Source organism: Streptomyces sp. NPDC014861, assembly GCF_043081625.1.
In the GTDB taxonomy this organism is placed as follows: Bacteria; Actinomycetota; Actinomycetes; order Streptomycetales; family Streptomycetaceae; genus Streptomyces.
Genome location: NZ_JBIBWV010000002.1, coordinates 390,335 through 409,002 on the forward strand (window position 1 = coordinate 390,335; position 18,668 = coordinate 409,002).

Consider the following 18,668-nt stretch of genomic DNA (forward strand, 5'->3'; position numbering starts at 1 on the left):
GACCCGCGCCGCCGTCCCGTCGCCCGCGCCCGGATCCCTCAGAACCCGTGCGGCAGCCAGGGCGCGACCTCGGAGCCGAACGCGAGCGACGCCTCCGCCAGCGCGCCCTCCCGCAGCTCGGTGACCCGCCCCGCGCCCGCCAGCGCCGCGAGCGACGTACCGCCCAGATAGGCGGAGCCCAACTCCCTTACGGACAGGGCGAGATCAGCCGCGTCGGAGGTCCGTGAGCACTCCGCGCCCTTCGCGTCCCCGGAGAGCCGCCACCGACCCGCGTTCCACGGACAGAAGGCGTCCTCGACCTCGAACACCACGTCCACCGGCGCCCGGTACGTCCGCGCCTCCAGCGCCGCCCCCACCTCCACCGGCCGGACGAACAGCGCCTCCCGCAGCACCGGTTCGCACCGCCGCACGTCCGAGACCAGATGCTGCCAGGCCGCGTCCACCGGCGAACTGTCCAGCCGCACCTTCGCCGTCAGGTCCACCGAGCAGAGGAACCGCCACAGCGCCGCCTCCGCCGCCCCGTCGAGCGCCATCACCTCCTGCGCGTTCACCGCGCCGTCCGCACCGGCCCAGCTCCACTCCGGCTTGATCGTGTAGTAGGCGTACCCGACGACCTCCCCGTCGCGCTCGGCCAGCACGCACTGCTTCGGAGAGGCGCCGTTCCGGGCCCCCGGCGGGTCCAGCAGCGGCAGCCGCTCCCAGCCGGGCGCCCGCGCCACCATCCCGGGCCGGCGCGGCACCATCCGCGCGTACACCGCCTCCGTCGCCGCCGACGACTCCGCCGCCGGCACCGCCCGCAGCGCCACCGCGTCCGCCCCCGCCGGCACGTCGAGACGCACCCGGGTCGTGTCGATCACCGCCCGCTGCGACCAGCTCGCCGCCCCGTAGCCGAACCGCCCGTAGATCACCGGCTCCGAGGCCGTCAGCACCGCCAGCGGCTCGCCCAGCGCCCGCACGTCGTCGAGCTGCCGCCGCATCATCGACGTCAGGATCCCCCGCCGGCGATGCGTTCCGGCCACGCTCACCATCGTGACGCCGGCGGCCGGCACCGAGGCCCCGCCCGGAACGGTCAGCCGGAACGAGAACGCCCCCGCCGTCGCCACCGCCCGCCCGCCGTCCCAGATCGCCAGCGACCGCTCGCACTCGGTCAGGTCCCGCCACAGCGTCCGCTCCTCCGGCTCCTCCGGAATCCCGCCGAAGGCGAGCTCCAGAGCCGCGAACCAGCGATCCCACTCCGACGGGTCGAGGACCCGCAGTTCAGTCGTCATATGCCATCGATATCAGCGTCCCGTGCCCGGGGCGACCCGATTTCAGGCACCTTGTCACCGGGGCACCCCTGCACGGACACAGCCCGGGTGGATAGGGTCCAGGCCAATGGCCCACCACGGAGTGAACACGTTCGCGGCCCGGTTGCGCAGACGCGCCCACCGGGCCCGCGTCGCGCTGCGCCGGACCGGCGTCGACTACTTCCGCGGCGGCGCCTCCGACCGGCTCGCCCTCGCCGGTCTCCTCCTCACCGTCCCCGCCATCGTCTGCGGCACCGTCCTCGACCCGGTCTGGTGCTCGCCCGCCGCCCTCGTCCTGCCGATCGTCGCCGGCGGCCTGCTGCTCCGGCCCGCCAGCCTCCTCGGCCTGTACGCGGCGGCGGCCGGCGGCCTGATCGTCGAGTCCGCGATCCTCGGCCCGTACGGCGAGGGCCCCGCCCGCGTCACCCCCGGCATCGTCCTGGTGGTCGCCGCCTGCGGCCTCTTCGGCCTGCTCATCGCCCAGTTCCGCGCCCGGGTCGGCGTGCCCTGGCGGCGCGGCGGCACCATGCTCTTCGACCTGCGCGAGCGGCTCCGCGTGCAGAGCGCGCTGCCCCGGCTGCCGCACGGCTGGCACCGCGAGATGGCGCTCCGCCCGGCCGGCGGCCAGTCCTTCTCCGGCGACTTCGTCGTCGCCGCCCGTACCCACGGCGGCCGCACCCTGGAGGTCGTCCTCACCGACGTCTCCGGCAAGGGCATGGACGCCGCCTCCCGCTCCCTGCTGCTCTCCGGCGCCTTCGGCGGCCTGCTCGGCTCGCTCCCGCCGCACGGCTTCCTGCCCGCGGCCAACGGCTACCTGCTCCGGCAGAACTGGGACGAGGGCTTCGCCACCTCCATCCACCTCGTCCTCGACCTGGACTCCGGCGACTACGAGCTCTTCTCCGCCGGCCATCTCCCCGCGCTCCAGCTCCACTCCGGCACCGGCCGCTGGGAGGAGAAGGACGGCGAGGGCCCCCTCCTCGGCGTCTACGACGGCGCCGAGTTCCACCCGGTCAAGGGCACCCTGCACGCCGGCGACGTCCTCATGCTCTTCACCGACGGCCTCGTCGAGGCCGCCGACCGCGATCTCGCCGAAGGCATCGACCGCCTCACCGGAGAGGCCGACCGCTGCGTCTCCGGCGGCTTCGAGGGCGTCGCCTGGCACCTCATCGAGGCGGTGGCCAAGGACGTCAACGACGACCGCGCCCTCCTCCTCATCTCCCGCCCCGCCTGAACCTTTCGGAGCTGTGGCGCGTCCCACGATTCGTCACTCCCTGCCGAGGGCAAAGGGGTTGGTGGCACGATGGAGGCGCGGGGGTGTCCGGATGCATACCCCGGGCTGGGCAGGTACCGACCGAGGGTGTGATCAGTTGTGGCCATTTCGCTGTCTGTGGTGTTGCTGTTGGCGATAGTCCTCGTGGTGCTGATCCGCGGCGGAAGCCTCAAGGCGGGGCCGGCCGTGGTCGCCGTCCTCTTCGGCTTCTTCCTCGCCTCCACGGGCATGGCGGACGACATCCAGCGCTTCCTGGACTCGATAACCCAGACCGTCGGCTCCATCAAGTTCTGACGGAGAGCCGACGGAAAACGGCTCCGGCCCGGTCCCTCGACGAGGGACCGGGCCGGAGCCGTACACAGAGCGGGCGACGGGAATCGAACCCGCGTAGCTAGTTTGGAAGACTAGGGCTCTACCATTGAGCTACGCCCGCACAGGCGGCGCCACAGGCCGGAAAGGCCGCGGCACGGACAGCATCGTAGCCGGTCCGGAGCCGTCCGTGCACGCCCGTGAAAAGAGGGGGCGTCGCAGCGTCTCCGTGCATGTACCCTACGTGTCGCACCGACGGGGTGTGGCGCAGCTTGGTAGCGCGTCCGCTTTGGGAGCGGAAGGCCGTGGGTTCAAATCCCGCCACCCCGACCAGCATGATCCTCACGATCCGCCGCGGTCCCCGACCTCGCGGGTTCTTGATCACGTTGTGGGCCTGATCCCACGTGCGGTTACTATGCAAGCTGCGTGCCCGTGTGTCTTTCTGACCGGGCCCATCGGCCGGAACCGCCCCGCGCGGCTCCGCCGGAATCCAGGAATCAGCCACAAGGAGACCGAACCGTGAAGAGCGCCGTGGAGACCCTGAACCCGACTCGGGTTCGGCTCACTGTCGAGGTGCCCTTCGAGGAGCTCAAGGACAGCCTCGACGCGGCGTACAAGAAGATCAACCAGCAGGTCACGGTCAAGGGCTTCCGCAAGGGCAAGATCCCCGCGCGCGTCATCGACCAGCGCTTCGGCCGCGGCGCCGTGCTGGAGGAGGCCGTCAACGACGCGCTCCCGAAGTTCTACACCGAGGCCGTGAACGAGGCCGAGGTCAACCCGCTGGGCCAGCCCGAGGTCGACATCAAGGAGCTGAAGGACGGCGAGCTGCTGTCCTTCACCGCCGAGGTCGACATCCGCCCGGCCATCGAGATCCCGGACTACTCCGGCATCGAGGTCGAGGTCGACGCCATCGAGGTCACCGACGAGGACATCGAGAAGTCGGTGGAGCAGCTCCGCGAGCGCTTCGCCTCCACCAACCCGGTCGAGCGCGCCGCCGCCGAGGGCGACGTCGTCACCCTCGACCTGACCGCCGAGGTCGACGGCGAGGTCCTGCCCGACGGTGTCGCCGACGGCGTCTCGTACACCATCGGCTCCGGCGAGCTGCTCGACGGCATCGACGCCGCCGTCACCGGCCTGGAGGCCGGCGGCGAGGCCACCTTCACCTCGCAGCTGAAGGGCGGCTCCGCCGCGGGCAAGGACGCCCAGGTCACCGTCAAGGTCACCGCCGTCGCCGCCCGCGAGCTCCCCGAGCTGGACGACGAGTTCGCGCAGATGGCGTCGGAGTTCGACACCCTCGACGAGCTCAAGGCCGACAGCCGCAAGCGCCTCGAGAACATGAAGCAGTTCGACCAGGCCACCCAGGCCCAGGAGCGCGTCCTGGAGAAGTTCCTGGAGCTGGCGGAGATCCCCGTTCCCGAGAAGCTCCTCGAGGACGAGGTCAACACCCGCAAGCACAACCTGGAGCACCACCAGCTCGGCCAGATGGGCCTGAGCCTGGAGAAGTACCTGGAGCTCCAGGGCAAGACGGTCGAGGAGTTCGAGACCGAGACCAAGGAGCAGGCGGTCAAGGGCATCAAGACCCAGTTCCTCCTCGACGAGCTCGTCTCCAAGGAGGAGCTGAACGTCGAGCAGGACGAGCTCACCGAGCACCTGTTCCGCCGTGCCGCCTCCTCCGGCATGTCCCCCGACCAGTTCGCCCAGGCCGTCGTCCAGGGCGGCCAGGTGCCGATGCTGGTCGGCGAGGTCGCCCGCGGCAAGGCCCTCGCGGTCGTCGTCGAGGCCGCCAAGGTCGTCGACACCAATGGCGAGGTCGTGGACCTCTCCGACGACGAGGACGAGGTCGAGGCCGCCGCCGAGACGGTCGAGGCCGTCACCGGCGAGGCCGAGGTCGCCGAGGAGAAGTAGGCCCCACCAGGCCGACCGCCGGGGCCCCGCCCCGCGCGCTCCGTATCGCGCCACGGGCCCGGACGCACAGCAGTGCGGCCGGGCCCGTGGACGTACGCGGACCTTTTATGCGCCCCCAACTACCTTGCGCTCCCAGCGAACAGTTCGGGAACCGGGATGGCGTTGTCCCACCTGCGCGTTAGGGTCCATGAATACGGGGGCACTGCCCTCTGAACGAGACGCTGAGACGGCCTGGGGGCCGTCGGAGACGAGCAGGTGGATACGTGACGAATCTGAAGCCTTACGCCGCGGGTGAGCCGTCCATCGGTGGTGGCCTCGGCGACCATGTCTACAACCGGCTGCTCGGCGAGCGCATCATCTTCCTCGGCCAGCAGGTCGACGACGAGATCGCCAACAAGATCACCGCCCAGATGCTCCTCCTGGCCGCCGACCCGGAGAAGGACATCTTCCTGTACATCAACAGCCCCGGTGGCTCCGTGACGGCCGGCATGGCCGTCTACGACACCATGCAGTACATCCCGAACGACGTCGTCACCATCGGTATGGGCATGGCGGCGTCGATGGGCCAGTTCCTGCTCACCGGCGGCACCCCCGGCAAGCGCTTCGCGCTGCCGAACACCGACATCCTGATGCACCAGGGCTCCGCCGGCATCGGCGGCACCGCCTCCGACATCAAGATCCAGGCCGAGTACCTCCTTCGCACGAAGAAGCGCATGGCCGAGATCACCGCGCACCACTCCGGCCAGACCGTCGAGGCGATCATCCGCGACGGCGACCGCGACCGCTGGTTCACCGCGGAGGAGGCCAAGGACTACGGCCTCATCGACGACATCATCACGCACGCCGCGGGCGTTCCGGGCGGCGGCGGCACGGGCGCCTGAGCGCCGGCAGCCAGCCCCAGAGCCCCAGCCCCCCGCCGAACGCCACCAGGACGGTGAACACCCACATGCAGAACAACCTCTCCCCGAGCGGCCTGTACACCGGCGCGCCGATGGACAACCGCTACGTCGTCCCGCGCTTCGTCGAGCGCACCTCGCAGGGCATCCGCGAGTACGACCCGTACGCGAAGCTCTTCGAGGAGCGCGTGATCTTCCTCGGCGTGCAGATCGACGATGCCTCCGCCAACGACGTCATGGCGCAGCTGCTGTGCCTGGAGTCGATGGACCCGGACCGCGACATCTCGATCTACATCAACAGCCCCGGAGGCTCCTTCACGGCGCTGACGGCGATCTACGACACGATGCAGTTCGTGAAGCCGGACATCCAGACGGTCTGCATGGGCCAGGCGGCCTCCGCCGCGGCCGTGCTGCTCGCCGCCGGCACCCCCGGCAAGCGGATGGCCCTGCCGAACGCCCGTGTGCTGATCCACCAGCCCTCCGGCGGCACCGGCCGTGAGCAGCTCTCCGACCTGGAGATCGCGGCCAAGGAGATCCTGCGGATGCGCGACCAGCTGGAGACCATGCTGGCCAAGCACTCCACCACGCCGATCGAGAAGATCCGCGAGGACATCGAGCGCGACAAGATCCTCACGGCCGAGGACGCCCTCGCGTACGGCTTGGTCGACCAGATCGTCTCGACCCGCAAGAGCACGGCCGCCGCGGCGCACTGACGCCCGACCTTCCCCTGGCACGGTCTCCACAGGCTCGCGTGGCCGAATCGCGACCATGTGAACCGTGCCAAGGGGGGCCCGAACGGGGGGCCCGGCAAGGTACCGTCGAATATGAGGCACCAGGAGTCGCTGAACCAGGCGCTCCCAGGCGAAGGGGAAGCACCTCGTGGCACGCATCGGTGATGGCGGCGATCTGCTCAAGTGCTCGTTCTGCGGAAAGAGCCAGAAGCAGGTGAAGAAGCTCATCGCGGGACCCGGTGTGTACATCTGCGACGAGTGCATCGACCTCTGCAACGAGATCATCGAAGAGGAACTCGCGGAGACGAGCGAGGTGCGCTGGGAGGAACTCCCCAAGCCCCGCGAGATCTACGAGTTCCTGGAGGGGTACGTCGTCGGCCAGGAGCCGGCGAAGAAGGCCCTCTCCGTCGCCGTGTACAACCACTACAAGCGCGTCCAGGCCGGCGAGAACGGCGGCGGGGCGGGCCGTGACGACGCCATCGAGCTGGCGAAGTCCAACATCCTGCTGCTGGGCCCCACGGGCTCCGGCAAGACGCTCCTCGCGCAGACGCTGGCCCGGATGCTCAACGTCCCGTTCGCCATCGCCGACGCGACCGCGCTGACGGAGGCCGGCTATGTCGGCGAGGACGTCGAGAACATCCTGCTCAAGCTGATCCAGGCGGCCGACTACGACGTCAAGAAGGCCGAGACCGGGATCATCTACATCGACGAGATCGACAAGGTCGCCCGTAAGAGCGAAAACCCGTCGATCACGCGCGACGTGAGCGGCGAGGGCGTGCAGCAGGCCCTGCTGAAGATCCTGGAGGGCACCACGGCCTCCGTCCCGCCGCAGGGCGGCCGGAAGCACCCGCACCAGGAGTTCATCCAGATCGACACGACGAACGTGCTCTTCATCGTGGGCGGCGCCTTCGCCGGCCTGGAGAAGATCATCGAGTCGCGCGCGGGCGCCAAGGGCATCGGCTTCGGGGCGACCATCCGCTCCAAGCGCGAGATCGAGGCGAGCGACCAGTTCCAGGAGGTCATGCCGGAGGACCTGGTGAAGTTCGGGATGATCCCCGAGTTCATCGGCCGTCTCCCCGTCATCACCTCGGTCCACAACCTGGACCGCGAGGCCCTCCTCAAGATCCTCGTCGAGCCGCGCAACGCGCTGGTGAAGCAGTACCAGCGCCTCTTCGAACTCGACGGCGTGGAGCTGGACTTCGACCGCCCGGCCCTGGAGGCCATCGCCGACCAGGCCATCCTCCGCGGCACCGGCGCGCGCGGCCTGCGCGCCATCATGGAGGAGGTCCTCCAGTCGGTGATGTACGAGGTCCCCTCCCGCAAGGACGTGGCCCGCGTCGTCATCACCGCGGACGTCGTCCGCAACAACGTGAACCCGACCCTGGTCCCCAGGATCGTCAAGAACGACGGCCGCCACGAGAAGTCCGCGTAGCGGCGGGCACGAACGCCGAAGGGGCGCCCCACCGGACCGGTGGGGCGCCCCTTCACGTGTGCCGGGCGCGTCAGATCTTGACGCGGACCTCCTTGCGGAGCTTGGCGGCGATCCCGGCGACCTCGTCGACGGTGCCGCCCTTGCCGGCCATCATGTCGGCCAGGTTGAAGTGCATCACGTAGCCGAGCGTGCTGTGGTCGGCCCAGATGCACACGGGCATGGTGACCTCCTTGGGGCCGAGGCCCCCGGACTCCTCACCCGTCTTGGACTTGACCTCCTGGCACTTCATCACGGCGCCGTCGAGACCCTCCGGCGTGACCGCCTTGGGGTCACCGATGAACTCGCCCTCGCTCTTGTCCTTCTCCGCTTCGGCCTCGGCCTTCATGCTGGCGAAGACGTTGTCGAGGGTCTTCTCCGGGTCGTCGATCTCGCCGTAGGCGCCGCCGAACATCAGCATCTTGCCGGCGAGCGGGTTGCTGGTGTCCTTGACCTGGTAGCTGGCGTTGGCCCGCTGGGGGTTCTTGACCCCGTACTTCTCCGCGTCCTTGATGAAGTCGTCGTCGTTCGACTGCTTGCCCTCGCCCGGCGCCTTCTTGTACTCGGTCAGCACCGTCTCCGGCGTCACCAGCTTGTGCGGGCCGTCGTTCGCGACGTCGGCGCCGCCACCGCCGCCGATCAGGAAGTACGCGCCGACCGCGATCGCCGCCACGACGGCCACCGCGCCGATGATCAGCGGGGTCTTGGACTTCTTCGGGGCCGGCGGGTGGGGCACGTAGCCGCCGGGGCCCTGGGGGGCGCCGTACTGGGGCTGCTGGCCGTAGGGGCCGGGCTGCTGCGGGTAGCCGTAGCCGGGCTGCGGCGGCACGCCCTGCGGGGCCTGCTGGGGGTAGCCGTAACCGGGCTGCCCCTGCGGCGGCTGGCCGTACGGGCCGGGCTGCTGGCCGTAGGGCCCGGGCTGCTGAGGCTGCTGGCCCCCGTACGGACCCGGCTGGTTGTAGCTCATCTACTGCTTCCCCTCACAGGACGTTTATGCGTAGCGAACATCCTGTCGGAAGCCGAGGGGCGGTGGAGCGGTGGGGGTCACACCGTTACGGAACAATCGCGTTTCGGGACAAGGCCGAGACCCCCCTAAACTGACCCCGTGACCGAGAACACTCAGCAGCAGACAGCGCCCACGACCGAACTGCCGACCCAGTACGCGCCGGCCGAGGTAGAGGGGCCGCTGTACGAGCGCTGGGTGGAGCGCGGGTACTTCGAGGCGGACGCGAAGAGCGAGAAGCCGGCGTACACCATCGTCATCCCGCCGCCGAACGTCACCGGCCAGCTCCACCTGGGCCACGCCTTCGAGCACACGCTGATCGACGCGCTCACCCGCCGCAAGCGCATGCAGGGCTTCGAGGCGCTGTGGCAGCCCGGCATGGACCACGCCGGCATCGCCACCCAGAACGTCGTCGAGCGCGAGCTCGCCAAGGAGGGCAAGTCCCGCCACGACCTGGGCCGCGAGGCCTTCGTCGAGCGCGTCTGGGAGTGGAAGGCCGAGTCCGGCGGGCAGATCGCCGGGCAGATGCGCCGTCTCGGTGAGGGCCTGGCCTGGAGCCGGGACCGCTTCACCATGGACGAGGGTCTGTCCCGCGCCGTCCAGACCATCTTCAAGAAGATGTTCGACGACGACCTGATCTACCGCGCCGAGCGCATCATCAACTGGTGCCCGCGCTGCCTGACCGCCATCTCGGACATCGAGGTGGACTACCAGGAGGACGACGGCGAGCTCGTCTCCATGAAGTACGGCGACGGGGACGAGACCATCGTCGTCGCCACGACCCGCGCCGAGACGATGCTCGGCGACACCGCCGTCGCCGTCCACCCCGACGACGAGCGCTACGCGCACCTGATCGGCAAGCGGATCAAGCTGCCGCTGACCGACCGCACGATCCCGGTCGTCGCGGACACGCACGTCGACCCGGAGTTCGGCACCGGCGCCGTCAAGGTGACCCCGGCGCACGACCCGAACGACTTCGCGATCGGCCAGCGCCACGACCTCGAGTCCATCGAGGTCCTCGACGAGCGCGGCGTGATCACCACCCACGGCCCCTTCCAGGGTCTGGACCGCTTCGAGGCCCGCTCGGCGATCGTCGCCGCCCTGCGCGCCGAAGGCCGGATCGTCGCCGAGAAGCGCCCGTACGTCCACTCCGTGGGCCACTGCTCGCGCTGCAAGACGACGCTGGAGCCGCGTCTGTCGATGCAGTGGTGGGTCAAGGTCGAGACGCTCGCCAAGGCCGCCGGTGACGCGGTCCGCGACGGCCGGGTCGACATCCACCCGGCCGACATGTCGCAGCGCTACTTCGACTGGGTCGACAACCTCAACGACTGGTGCATCTCGCGCCAGCTGTGGTGGGGCCACCGCATCCCCGTCTGGCACGGGCCGAACGGCGAGCTGGTCTGCGTCGGTCCCGACGAGCAGCCCCCCACGGGCGAGGGCTGGACGCAGGACACCGACGTCCTCGACACGTGGTTCTCGTCGGGCCTGTGGCCGTTCTCGACGATGGGCTGGCCGGAGCGGACGCCGGACCTGGAGAAGTTCTACCCGAACTCCGTCCTGGTCACCGGTTACGACCTCATGTTCTTCTGGGTCGCCCGGATGATGATGTTCGGCCTGTACGCGATGGACGGCCAGCCGCCGTTCCGCACGATCGCGTTCCACGGCATGGTCCGCGACGAGTTCGGCAAGAAGATGTCGAAGTCGTTCGGCAACACCGTCAACCCGCTCGACTGGATGGACAAGTACGGCTCCGACGCCCTGCGCTTCACCCTGGCCAAGGGCGCCAACCCGGGCGTCGACGTCCCGATCGGCGAGGACTGGGTCCAGGCGTCCCGGAACTTCGCCAACAAGATCTGGAACGCGACCCGTTTCGCGATGATGAACGGCGCCACCATCGAGGGCCCGCTGCCGGACGCCTCCGAGATGTCGGCGACCGACCGGTGGATCCTGTCGCGTCTCAACGAGACGGTCGCGCAGGTCGACGCGTACTACGACGACTTCCAGTTCGCGAAGCTGAGCGAGTCGCTCTACCACTTCGCGTGGGACGAGGTCTTCGCCTGGTATGTCGAGCTGTCGAAGACGACGTTCTTCGCGGGCGGCGAGGGCGCCAAGGTCTCCGGCCGGGTCCTCGGCGAGGTCCTGGACGTCATGCTGCGGCTGCTGCACCCGATCGTCCCGTTCGTCACCGACACCCTGTGGACCACGCTGACCGGCGGCGAGTCGCTGGTGATCGCGGACTGGCCGAAGGACTCGGGCTTCCGTGACACGGCCGCCGAGCGGGAGATCGAGCTGGTCCAGCGGGTCGTCACCGAGGTCCGCCGCTTCCGCAAGGAGCAGGGTCTCCAGGACGCCCAGAAGGTGCCCGCCCGCCTCACCCTGACGGGCACCCCGCTCGTCGCGCACGAGGCCGCCATCCGCCAGATCCTGCGGCTCCAGCCGGAGGGCGAGGCGTTCGCGGCGACCGCGTCGCTGCCGGTCGCCGGGGCCGAGGTCGCGCTCGACCTGTCGGGCACGATCGACGTGGCCGCCGAGCGGAAGCGGCTCGCCAAGGACCTGGCCGCCGCCGAGAAGGAGCGGGCGCAGGCCGAGGCCAAGCTCGGGAACGAGGCGTTCCTGGCGAAGGCGCCCGACAACGTCGTGGACAAGATCAAGGGCCGGCTGGCCAAGGCGGACGAGGACATCGCCCGCATCCAGTCCCAGCTGGAGAAGCTGCCGCAGGCGTAGCGCGTACGAGGGAAGGGCCCGGAACCGTCATGGTTCCGGGCCCTTCCGCGTCTCCCCGTCCCGCTCCGTCAGGACTCCGTGGCCACCGGCCCGACGCCCGCGCTCTCCGCGTTGCGGCGGGTCTTGGCCCAGCCGGTGCGGCCGCGGACCAGGCGGACGAAGCCGCGGGCCGAGACGACGAAGAGGTGGTAGGCGTACAGCCAGAGGGCGAGGCCCCACAGGACGCCCTTCAGCCGGGAGCGGTCGGCGGCGAACTCGCGGCGGTAGACCGGGCCCCAGAGGACGAAGGGGACGATCGAGACCAGGGCGAGGGCCAGGGCGAGCGGCCAGGCGGCGAGGACGACCGCGGCGGCGCTGCCCCCGGCGAGGAGCGCGAGGAACATGACGGCGGTCAGCAGCAGCGTCGCGAGGTGCGCGATCGGCTGGAAGAAGGTGTAGAGCGACTCCAGGACGCCGCGGGCCCTGTAGTGGCGGGAGGAGACGATCCGGCCGGCGTAGCGGACGCAGGCGATGTTGCCCTGTGCCCAGCGGGTGCGCTGGGTGAGGAAGCGGCGGGTGTACGGCAGCGCCTCCTGGCTGACCCAGGCGTCGTGGACGTGGGTGACGCGGTAGCCGGCGAGCCGCATGTGCAGGCCGAGTTCGTAGTCCTCCAGGAGCGCGTCCCGCTGCCACGGGCGGCGTTCGGCGGCGGCGATGCGGTCGAGCGCGGTGAGGCGGGTGAACTGCCCGTTGCCGCCCAGGCCGACGGAGCCGGTGCGGCGGCGCAGCAGTTGCATCGCGGTGTTGGAGACGGCGAACTCCGCGTCCTGCATGCGGATCAGGAGCCGGGCGTACGCGTTGGCGGCGCGGCCCCGGTCGGGCAGCGGGCGCTCGTCGTCGACGTTCCGCATCCGGACGCCGATCTGCACCCCGCCCATGTCCGGGTCGCCGAACGCCTCCGGGCCGCTGACCAGGGCCAGGGCGTCGGGGGAGAGCTGCCCGTCGGCGTCGACGACGCAGACGACCACCCGGGCGCGGTCGGTGCCGGCGGGCAGGTGCTCGCCGAGCGCGTCGTAGGCGGCGTTGAGGGCGGCGCCCTTGCCGATCCGGGCGTCCGGGCGGTGCCGCCGGACGAGGTGGACCCGTGGGTCGCGGGCGGCGAGCGAGGCGGTGATCGGGGCGGTCAGGTCGTCGCTGGCGTCGTCGATCACCCAGACGTGGCCGAGCGGGAAGTCGGCCCGCAGCCGGGCGACGGTGGTGGCGATCACGGCCTCCTCGTCGCGGCAGGGCACGAAGAAGTGCCAGTCGTACGCGGCCGGGTCGCCGGTCCGGGTGGGGCGGCGCCGGGCGTACGCGTGCCGGGCGCCGGCCCAGTACACGAGGAAGCAGCCGAGGAGGGCGAACGGGAAGACGTAGAGGAGGAGGGGGAGAGTCATGGGGAACGGGCTCCGCTGGGTGGAGGGCAGGAGGGCGGGAGGGCGCGGTCCGGCTCAGGCGGCCAGCGCGGGGGCCCGGTCGGGGACGGCGCGCGCGACGGCCAGGCGGGCGGTGAGGGTGGCGATCCGGCGGGACGCGGTCCCGTCGCCGTACGGACTGGGGAGCGAGGCCAGCCGGTCGAGGCCGGGCGTCCCCTCGGCGAGGCGGCGGCGGACGGCGGCGCCGATCCGCGGGCCGGGGGCGACGAGCTCGGCGAAGTCGGCCATGGCCTCGGGGCGTTCGGTGGAGCGGCGGACCACGACCAGCGGGCGGCCGAGGACCGTCGTCTCCTCCTGGACGCCGCCGGAGTCGGAGACGAGGACGGCTGCGTGCCGGGCGAGCGCGAGGAAGGTGCCGTAGCCGGCGGGCGGCAGGACGGTGAGGCGGTCGAGGAGTCCGGTCAGTCCCGCGGCCTCGATCCGGGCCCGGGTGCGCGGGTGCAGGGGGAGGACGACGGGGAGCTCGGAGGCGAGGCCGGCGAGCTCGGTGAGGACGGCGCGCAGGGCGGCCGGGTCGTCGGTGTTCTCGGGCCGGTGCACGGTGGCCAGCAGGTAGGAGTCGGGCGCGAGGCCGTGCGCGGCGAGCAGCGCGGCCCGGTCCCCGGCGGGCGGCAGGTGGTCGCGTACGGCTTCGACGACCGGGTTTCCGGTGACGGCGATCCGCTCCTGCGGCAGGCCCTCGGCGAGCAGCAGCGCGCGGTTGTCGGGGGTGGCGGCGCAGAGCAGGTCGGCGAGGCGGTCGATGAGGACGCGGTTGTGCTCCTCGGGCATCGCCCGGTCGTGGCTGCGCAGTCCGGCCTCGACGTGGACCAGGGGCAGGTCGCGGGCGTTGGCGGCGAGCGCGCCGGCGAGGGCGGCGTTGGTGTCGCCCTGGACGATCACCGCGAGCGGCGGTTCGGCGGCGAAGAGCTCGTCGAGGGCGGAGAGCGCGGCGGCGACCTGGACGGCGCGGGGGCGGCCGCCGACGCCGGTGAGGTACTCCGGTTCGGGCAGGCCCAGTTCGGTCAGGAAGCCGCCCGACAGCTCCTCGTCGTAGTGCTGGCCGGTGTGGACGACCCGGGCGGCGGGGCCGAGCACCCTGATGAGCTCGGCGAGTTTGACCAGCTCGGGGCGGGTACCGAGGACGACGGCGACACTGTGGGCGGGAAGGCTGTGCATGGAGCCGACGATGACGGCGGCCGGTGGCGCGCTCCGGTGGCACTTGGTTGCCGGACGGTTGTCATGGGCGATTCGCTCGGGTTCGTGACGGTGGGCCCGGGACCTTGGTCCCGGGAAGGGGGTGCTCTCCGTCACCCCGGCTCGTACCGGTAGCCGAGGCCCCGGACGGACTCGATCGGGTCGCGGGAGTGCGGCCCGCCCGCGTAGCGCAGCTTCCGGCGCAGCCGCAGCACGCCGAACTTGACCCGGTCGCGGCCGACGGCCGAGGCGTCGTCCCACACCTGGTCCAGGAGCTGCTCGGTGGTGACCACCCGGCCCCGGTTGCGGACCAGGAGCTGCAGGAGGCGGTACTCGATGTCGCTGAGCCGGATCTCGGAGCCGAGCCAGAGCGCGGAGCGGCGCTCGGGGACCAGCCGCAGGTCCTCCTCGACCGTCTCGCCGGCCCAGGAGCCCGGCCCGGTACGGCGGAGCAGGGCCTCGATCCGGGCCAGCAGCTCGGCCTGGGCGAACGGTTTCACCAGGTAGTCGTCGGCGCCCGAGCGCAGCCCCCGGACCCGGTCGTCGAGCTCGCCGAGTCCGGAGAGGACGAGGACCGGCAGGTCGCTCATGTCCCGGGTGCGGTCCAGCACCTCCCAGCCGTCGAGCGCGGGCAGGACGAGATCGAGCACCATCAGGGCGGGCCGCTCGGCGAAGAGCAGCCGCAGCCCCTCGCGCCCGTCGGCGGCGAGCGAGACGTCGTACCCGCTGCGGGTCAGCAGCACCCGCAGGGCGAGCGCGAGGTCGGGGTCGTCCTCGACGACGAGCAGCCGGGTCACGGGCCGGAGCCGCCCTCCGCCACGCGTCCGCCCGTCCCGTCCGGTCCGGTCAGCGGCAGCCGTACGGTGAAGACCGCGCCCGGTCCGTCGCGCCGGTCCCGGACGGTGAGGGTCCCGCCGTGCAGCCGGACCGCCTCCAGAGCGCTCGCCAGGCCGAGGCCGGTGCCGGGGTGGCCGCCGCGCCGGGCGTTGGGGGCGCGGACGTACGGCGTGAAGACCTCGTCCTGGTACTCCAGCGGGACGCCGATCCCGGTGTCCCTCACCTGGACGGTCCAGTGCCCGTCCCCGGCCCGCGCCCCGATCTCCACCCGCCCGCCGGCCGGGGTGAACCGCAGCGCGTTGGCGACCAGCTCCTCCAGCGCTCCGGTCAGCAGCCAGCCGTCGGCGGCCAGCGGCGGCCCCCCGGCGGGCACGTCGACGGAGAGGTAGGGCCCCGTCCCGCCGGTCCGCTGGAGCGCTTCCAGGGCCACCCGCCGGACCAGCTCGGGGACGAGGACCCGGTCGCGGCGGGGCGCGGCGTGCCGGGGGTCGGCGGGGTCCTCGCCCGCGGCCCGGGGGAGGTTCTCGGCGATCGAGGTCATCCGGCGGGCGTTGCGCAGGATCGCCTCCAGATAGGCGGTCTGCTCGGGGCCGAGCGGGCCGCTCGCCGGGTCGAGCAGCAGCTCGGTGAAGCTGAGGACCGTGGCGAGCGGGGTGCGCAGCTCGTGCAGGGCGCGGCCGGCGAAGGCGGTGCGCTCGTCGGTGAGCTCCGCCAGCCGGCGTACCCGCAGGTCGAGCTCGTCCCGGGCCTCGTACGCGCGGGTGACGTCCTCGATCAGGAGCAGATGGGCGCCGGCGCCCGCGGGGGAGCGGCGGCGGCGCAGGATCCGCCCGTCCTCCAGGTGGTAGTCGGCGGTCCGGGTGACGGGGCCGTGGGAGCGGGCCGCGGCGAGGAAGCGGGCGCGTTCCTCCGGACGGGCGAGGAGCGCGGCGACGTGGGCGAGGAGCAGCTCGCCGCCGTCCCGCCCGGTCGGGTCCAGGCCGTCCGGCAGCCGGAGCAGGGCGCGGAAGCGCCGGTTCGCCCCCAGGACCCGGGGACCGTCCCCGACGACGGCAGCGGCCTGGGGCAGGGCGTCGAGGAGGTCCGCGACCGCGGGTTCCGCGGCGGGAGAGGAATCGGGCACGCCTCCGAGTCAAACAGGAATCAGGACGAAGTGCCTGATCTCACAGCAGACGGGACTTCAGGTCCACGGCGTCGGGACCAAGGACCCTGGATGATGGAGACATGGTCCGCCTCCCCACCGTCCCCGCGCTGCGCCGCCGCGCGGACCGGTGGGCCGCCTCGCCGCGCGCCCTGGACGTCGTCGCCGCGCTCAGCGCCTTCGCGCTCATGCTCCTCGACGTGCCCGGCCTCGCCCGCGCCGACAACTCGCTCACCGGCGTCACCGCCACCCTCGTCCTCGCCGCCGGCGCGGCCACCCTGGTCCTGCGCCGGCGGGCCCCCTGGGTGCCGTACCTCGTGGCGCTCGCCCTGATGGGCTGGCTGCACGAGGTGACCCTGATCCAGTTCGCGCTGTACTCGATCGGCCGCTTCCGTGGCCGGCGGGCCGCCGTCGCCGCCACCCTGTTCTACATCGGGGTGGCGTACGGGTACTTCCTTACGCCCGGCTGGCCCGTCCGGCACGGCGCCACGCTGAGCGACTTCCTCAGCCTCGTCATCCCCATCGGGGTGCTCGCGGCCGGCGTCGGCATCGCCGCCCACCGCCACGACCTCGTCCGCGCCTTGGAGGTCCAGCGGCGCGAGGCCGCCGCCCGGCAGGCCGTCCAGGAGGAGCGCATCCAGGTGGGGCGGGACGTGCACGACCTGGTCGGCCGGGAGCTGACGGTGCTCGCGGTACGCGCCGAGGTGCTCGCGGTGCGCGCCCGCGGGGAGGCCCACCGGAAGGACTTCGAGGAGCTGGCCGACACCGCCCGGCGCGCCCACCTCATGCTGAACGAGACGATCGTGCGGCGCGCCGACCGGGAGGGCGCCACACCTGGCCTGGAGGGCCTGGCCGACCTGGCCGCCGAGAGCGAGCGGATGGGCAGCCCGGTGGACCTGGAGGTGGCCGAGGAGGTCAAGGCGCTCTCGCCGCTGCGGCAGACCGCCGTCCACCGGGTGGTCCAGGAGTGCCTGACGAACGCCGCGAAGCACGCGCCGGGGCTGGCGGTACGGATCGCGATCGGCGTCGAGGGCCCCGACCTGTGGATCGAGGTCCGCAACCCGCTGCCGAAGACCCCGCCGGACCGCGCCCCCGTCTCCACCGGCACCGGCCTCGTCTCGATGGACGAACGGGTCGCCAGCATGGGCGGCACCCTCACCGCCGGCGCCCACGACGGCACCTACACCGTCCGCGCCACCCTCCCGTCGGGTCTCCGCCCCTGAGCCCACACGCCCCCGCCCCGCACCGCCCGTGCCTCCGGCCCCGCCCCCGCGCTCCCTGGTCGACCCGTACACCCCCCAGGCCCGCCCCCCCCGCCGCGCTCCCCGGCCGCCCCGTACACCCCGTACACCCCGAGATCCCCAGGCCCCCAGGCCCCAGCCCCCCAAGCCGCGCCCCCGCTCTCCTCCCGTACGCCCCCGCCTACCGCGCCGACTCCGCCTTCCCCAGCACCCGCTGGAGGCCGTCGAAGTCCTCCACGCAGCGGCCGGAGCCGAGGGCCACGCAGTCGAGCGGGGCGTCGGCGACGAAGACCGGGATGCCCGTGGCCGACGCCATCCTGAGGTCGAGGCCCGGCAGCAGCGCCCCGCCGCCGGTCAGCACGATGCCGTGCTCCATCACGTCGCCGGACAGCTCCGGCGGGCACTCCTCCAGCGTCACCCGCACCGCCGCGATGACCGCCTCCACCGGCTCGTCCAAGGCCTCCCGCACCTCCGGCACGGTCAGCTCCACCGTCCGCGGCAGCCCGCTGACCCTCTCCCGGCCGCGCACGGTGAAGCCGCGCCGCTCGAACTCCTCGCCGCCCGGCACCGGCCACGCCGAGCCGATCGCCACCTTCACGTCCTCCGCCGTCCGCTCGCCGATCAGCAGCGAGTGCCGCTTGCGGACGTGGTCGGTGATCGCCGTGTCGAAGCGGTCGCCGCCGACCCGCAGGGACTGCGCGGTCACGATCCCTCCCAGCGAGATCACCGCCACCTCGGTCGTCCCGCCGCCGATGTCCACGACCATCGAGCCGCGCGGGTCGGCGACCGGGAGCCCCGCCCCGATCGCCGCCGCCATCGGCTCCTCGATGAGGTGGACGGCCCGCGCGCCCGCCGAGATCGACGCGTGCACGATCGCCCGCCGCTCGACCGGCGTCACCCCGCTCGGCACGCACACGACCATCCGGGTGCGCGGCCGGCGCCGCCCGGGCAGCGCCTTGCGGACGAAGTGCCGGATCATCTCCTCGGCGGCCTCGTAGTCGCTGATCACCCCGTCCCGGAGCGGCCGGATCGCGGTGATCGACCCCGGCGTCCGGCCGATCGTCTCCTTCGCCGCCGCGCCGACCGCGAGCGCGTGCCGGGAGCCCTCCTGGACCGCCACCACGGACGGCTCGTTGAGCACGATGCCCTGCCCGCGCGCGTAGAGGAGGGTGTTGGCCGTGCCGAGATCGATGCCTATGTCCATGATCGCCAAGTTTGCCGGGCCGC

Annotated in this window: 15 protein-coding genes and 2 tRNA genes; 9 read left to right on the forward strand and 8 right to left on the reverse strand. The window is 72.2% G+C overall.

What is annotated here, in order from left to right; genetic code table 11:
• Nucleotides 1-38: 38 nt before the first annotated feature.
• Nucleotides 39-1,268, reverse strand: coding sequence for a GNAT family N-acetyltransferase (locus ACF1BN_RS05465; RefSeq protein ID WP_392330256.1), 1,230 nt, complete (start codon nucleotides 1,266-1,268; stop codon nucleotides 39-41).
• Nucleotides 1,269-1,374: 106 nt separating this feature from the next.
• Here ACF1BN_RS05465 and ACF1BN_RS05470 point away from each other — a divergent pair, with 106 nt between their 5' ends.
• Nucleotides 1,375-2,517: a PP2C family protein-serine/threonine phosphatase gene (locus tag ACF1BN_RS05470; RefSeq protein ID WP_392330257.1), complete on the forward strand. Its 1,143-nt coding sequence runs from the start codon at nucleotides 1,375-1,377 to the stop codon at nucleotides 2,515-2,517.
• A 138-nt stretch (nucleotides 2,518-2,655) separates the two neighbouring features.
• Complete coding sequence (locus ACF1BN_RS05475; protein WP_392330258.1) at nucleotides 2,656-2,850, forward strand: hypothetical protein; 195 nt, start codon at nucleotides 2,656-2,658, stop codon at nucleotides 2,848-2,850.
• Between the two features lie 68 nt (nucleotides 2,851-2,918).
• Here ACF1BN_RS05475 and ACF1BN_RS05480 read toward each other — a convergent pair.
• Nucleotides 2,919-2,989, reverse strand: a tRNA-Gly gene (locus ACF1BN_RS05480).
• A gap of 132 nt (nucleotides 2,990-3,121) precedes the next feature.
• Here ACF1BN_RS05480 and ACF1BN_RS05485 point away from each other — a divergent pair.
• The 5 genes from ACF1BN_RS05485 to clpX all read left to right on the forward strand — a co-directional run bounded on the left by ACF1BN_RS05485 (nucleotide 3,122) and on the right by clpX (nucleotide 7,829).
• Nucleotides 3,122-3,198 (forward strand) — tRNA-Pro (locus tag ACF1BN_RS05485).
• A gap of 186 nt (nucleotides 3,199-3,384) precedes the next feature.
• A complete protein-coding gene (gene tig, locus ACF1BN_RS05490; RefSeq protein ID WP_392330259.1) occupies nucleotides 3,385-4,770 on the forward strand; it encodes a trigger factor in 1,386 nt (461 codons plus the stop codon).
• A gap of 263 nt (nucleotides 4,771-5,033) precedes the next feature.
• A complete protein-coding gene (locus ACF1BN_RS05495) occupies nucleotides 5,034-5,651 on the forward strand; it encodes an ATP-dependent Clp protease proteolytic subunit (protein ID WP_043221565.1) in 618 nt (205 codons plus the stop codon).
• Nucleotides 5,652-5,716: 65 nt separating this feature from the next.
• The gene (locus ACF1BN_RS05500; protein WP_043221639.1) at nucleotides 5,717-6,379 is read left to right on the forward strand and encodes an ATP-dependent Clp protease proteolytic subunit; all 663 of its coding nucleotides are present in this window, start codon (nucleotides 5,717-5,719) and stop codon (nucleotides 6,377-6,379) included.
• Between the two features lie 166 nt (nucleotides 6,380-6,545).
• Nucleotides 6,546-7,829, forward strand: coding sequence for an ATP-dependent Clp protease ATP-binding subunit ClpX (gene clpX / locus ACF1BN_RS05505; RefSeq protein WP_360309418.1), 1,284 nt, complete (start codon nucleotides 6,546-6,548; stop codon nucleotides 7,827-7,829).
• A gap of 70 nt (nucleotides 7,830-7,899) precedes the next feature.
• On the opposite strand, the gene ACF1BN_RS05510 is transcribed toward clpX, so the two are convergent.
• Nucleotides 7,900-8,832, reverse strand: a complete 933-nt coding sequence (locus ACF1BN_RS05510; protein ID WP_392330260.1) for a hypothetical protein — start codon at nucleotides 8,830-8,832, stop codon at nucleotides 7,900-7,902.
• A gap of 138 nt (nucleotides 8,833-8,970) precedes the next feature.
• Between ACF1BN_RS05510 and ACF1BN_RS05515 the strand changes: the two genes are divergently transcribed.
• Nucleotides 8,971-11,592 carry a valine--tRNA ligase gene (locus tag ACF1BN_RS05515; protein WP_392330261.1) on the forward strand — a complete coding sequence of 874 codons (2,622 nt, stop codon included), beginning with the start codon at nucleotides 8,971-8,973 and terminating at the stop codon, nucleotides 11,590-11,592.
• A 68-nt stretch (nucleotides 11,593-11,660) separates the two neighbouring features.
• On the opposite strand, the gene ACF1BN_RS05520 is transcribed toward ACF1BN_RS05515, so the two are convergent.
• The 4 genes from ACF1BN_RS05520 to ACF1BN_RS05535 all read right to left on the reverse strand — a co-directional run bounded on the left by ACF1BN_RS05520 (nucleotide 11,661) and on the right by ACF1BN_RS05535 (nucleotide 16,182).
• Nucleotides 11,661-13,007 (reverse strand): glycosyltransferase family 2 protein, encoded by a 1,347-nt coding sequence (locus ACF1BN_RS05520; RefSeq protein ID WP_392330262.1) that lies wholly within the window; start codon nucleotides 13,005-13,007, stop codon nucleotides 11,661-11,663.
• Nucleotides 13,008-13,061: 54 nt separating this feature from the next.
• Entirely contained in the window at nucleotides 13,062-14,204 is a 1,143-nt protein-coding gene (wecB, locus tag ACF1BN_RS05525; protein WP_392330263.1) for a non-hydrolyzing UDP-N-acetylglucosamine 2-epimerase, read from the reverse strand.
• Nucleotides 14,205-14,335: 131 nt separating this feature from the next.
• On the reverse strand, nucleotides 14,336-15,019 hold the full coding sequence (locus ACF1BN_RS05530; protein ID WP_392330264.1) for a response regulator transcription factor: 684 nt from the start codon (nucleotides 15,017-15,019) through the stop codon (nucleotides 14,336-14,338).
• Entirely contained in the window at nucleotides 15,016-16,182 is a 1,167-nt protein-coding gene (locus ACF1BN_RS05535; protein WP_392330265.1) for an ATP-binding protein, read from the reverse strand. The genes ACF1BN_RS05530 and ACF1BN_RS05535 overlap by 4 nt, the downstream gene beginning before the upstream one ends.
• A gap of 101 nt (nucleotides 16,183-16,283) precedes the next feature.
• Between ACF1BN_RS05535 and ACF1BN_RS05540 the strand changes: the two genes are divergently transcribed.
• Nucleotides 16,284-17,423, forward strand: a complete 1,140-nt coding sequence (locus ACF1BN_RS05540; protein WP_392330266.1) for a sensor histidine kinase — start codon at nucleotides 16,284-16,286, stop codon at nucleotides 17,421-17,423.
• A gap of 199 nt (nucleotides 17,424-17,622) precedes the next feature.
• Here ACF1BN_RS05540 and ACF1BN_RS05545 read toward each other — a convergent pair whose 3' ends face one another.
• On the reverse strand, nucleotides 17,623-18,645 hold the full coding sequence (locus ACF1BN_RS05545) for a rod shape-determining protein (RefSeq protein ID WP_392330267.1): 1,023 nt from the start codon (nucleotides 18,643-18,645) through the stop codon (nucleotides 17,623-17,625).
• Between the last annotated feature and the right edge of the window lie 23 nt (nucleotides 18,646-18,668).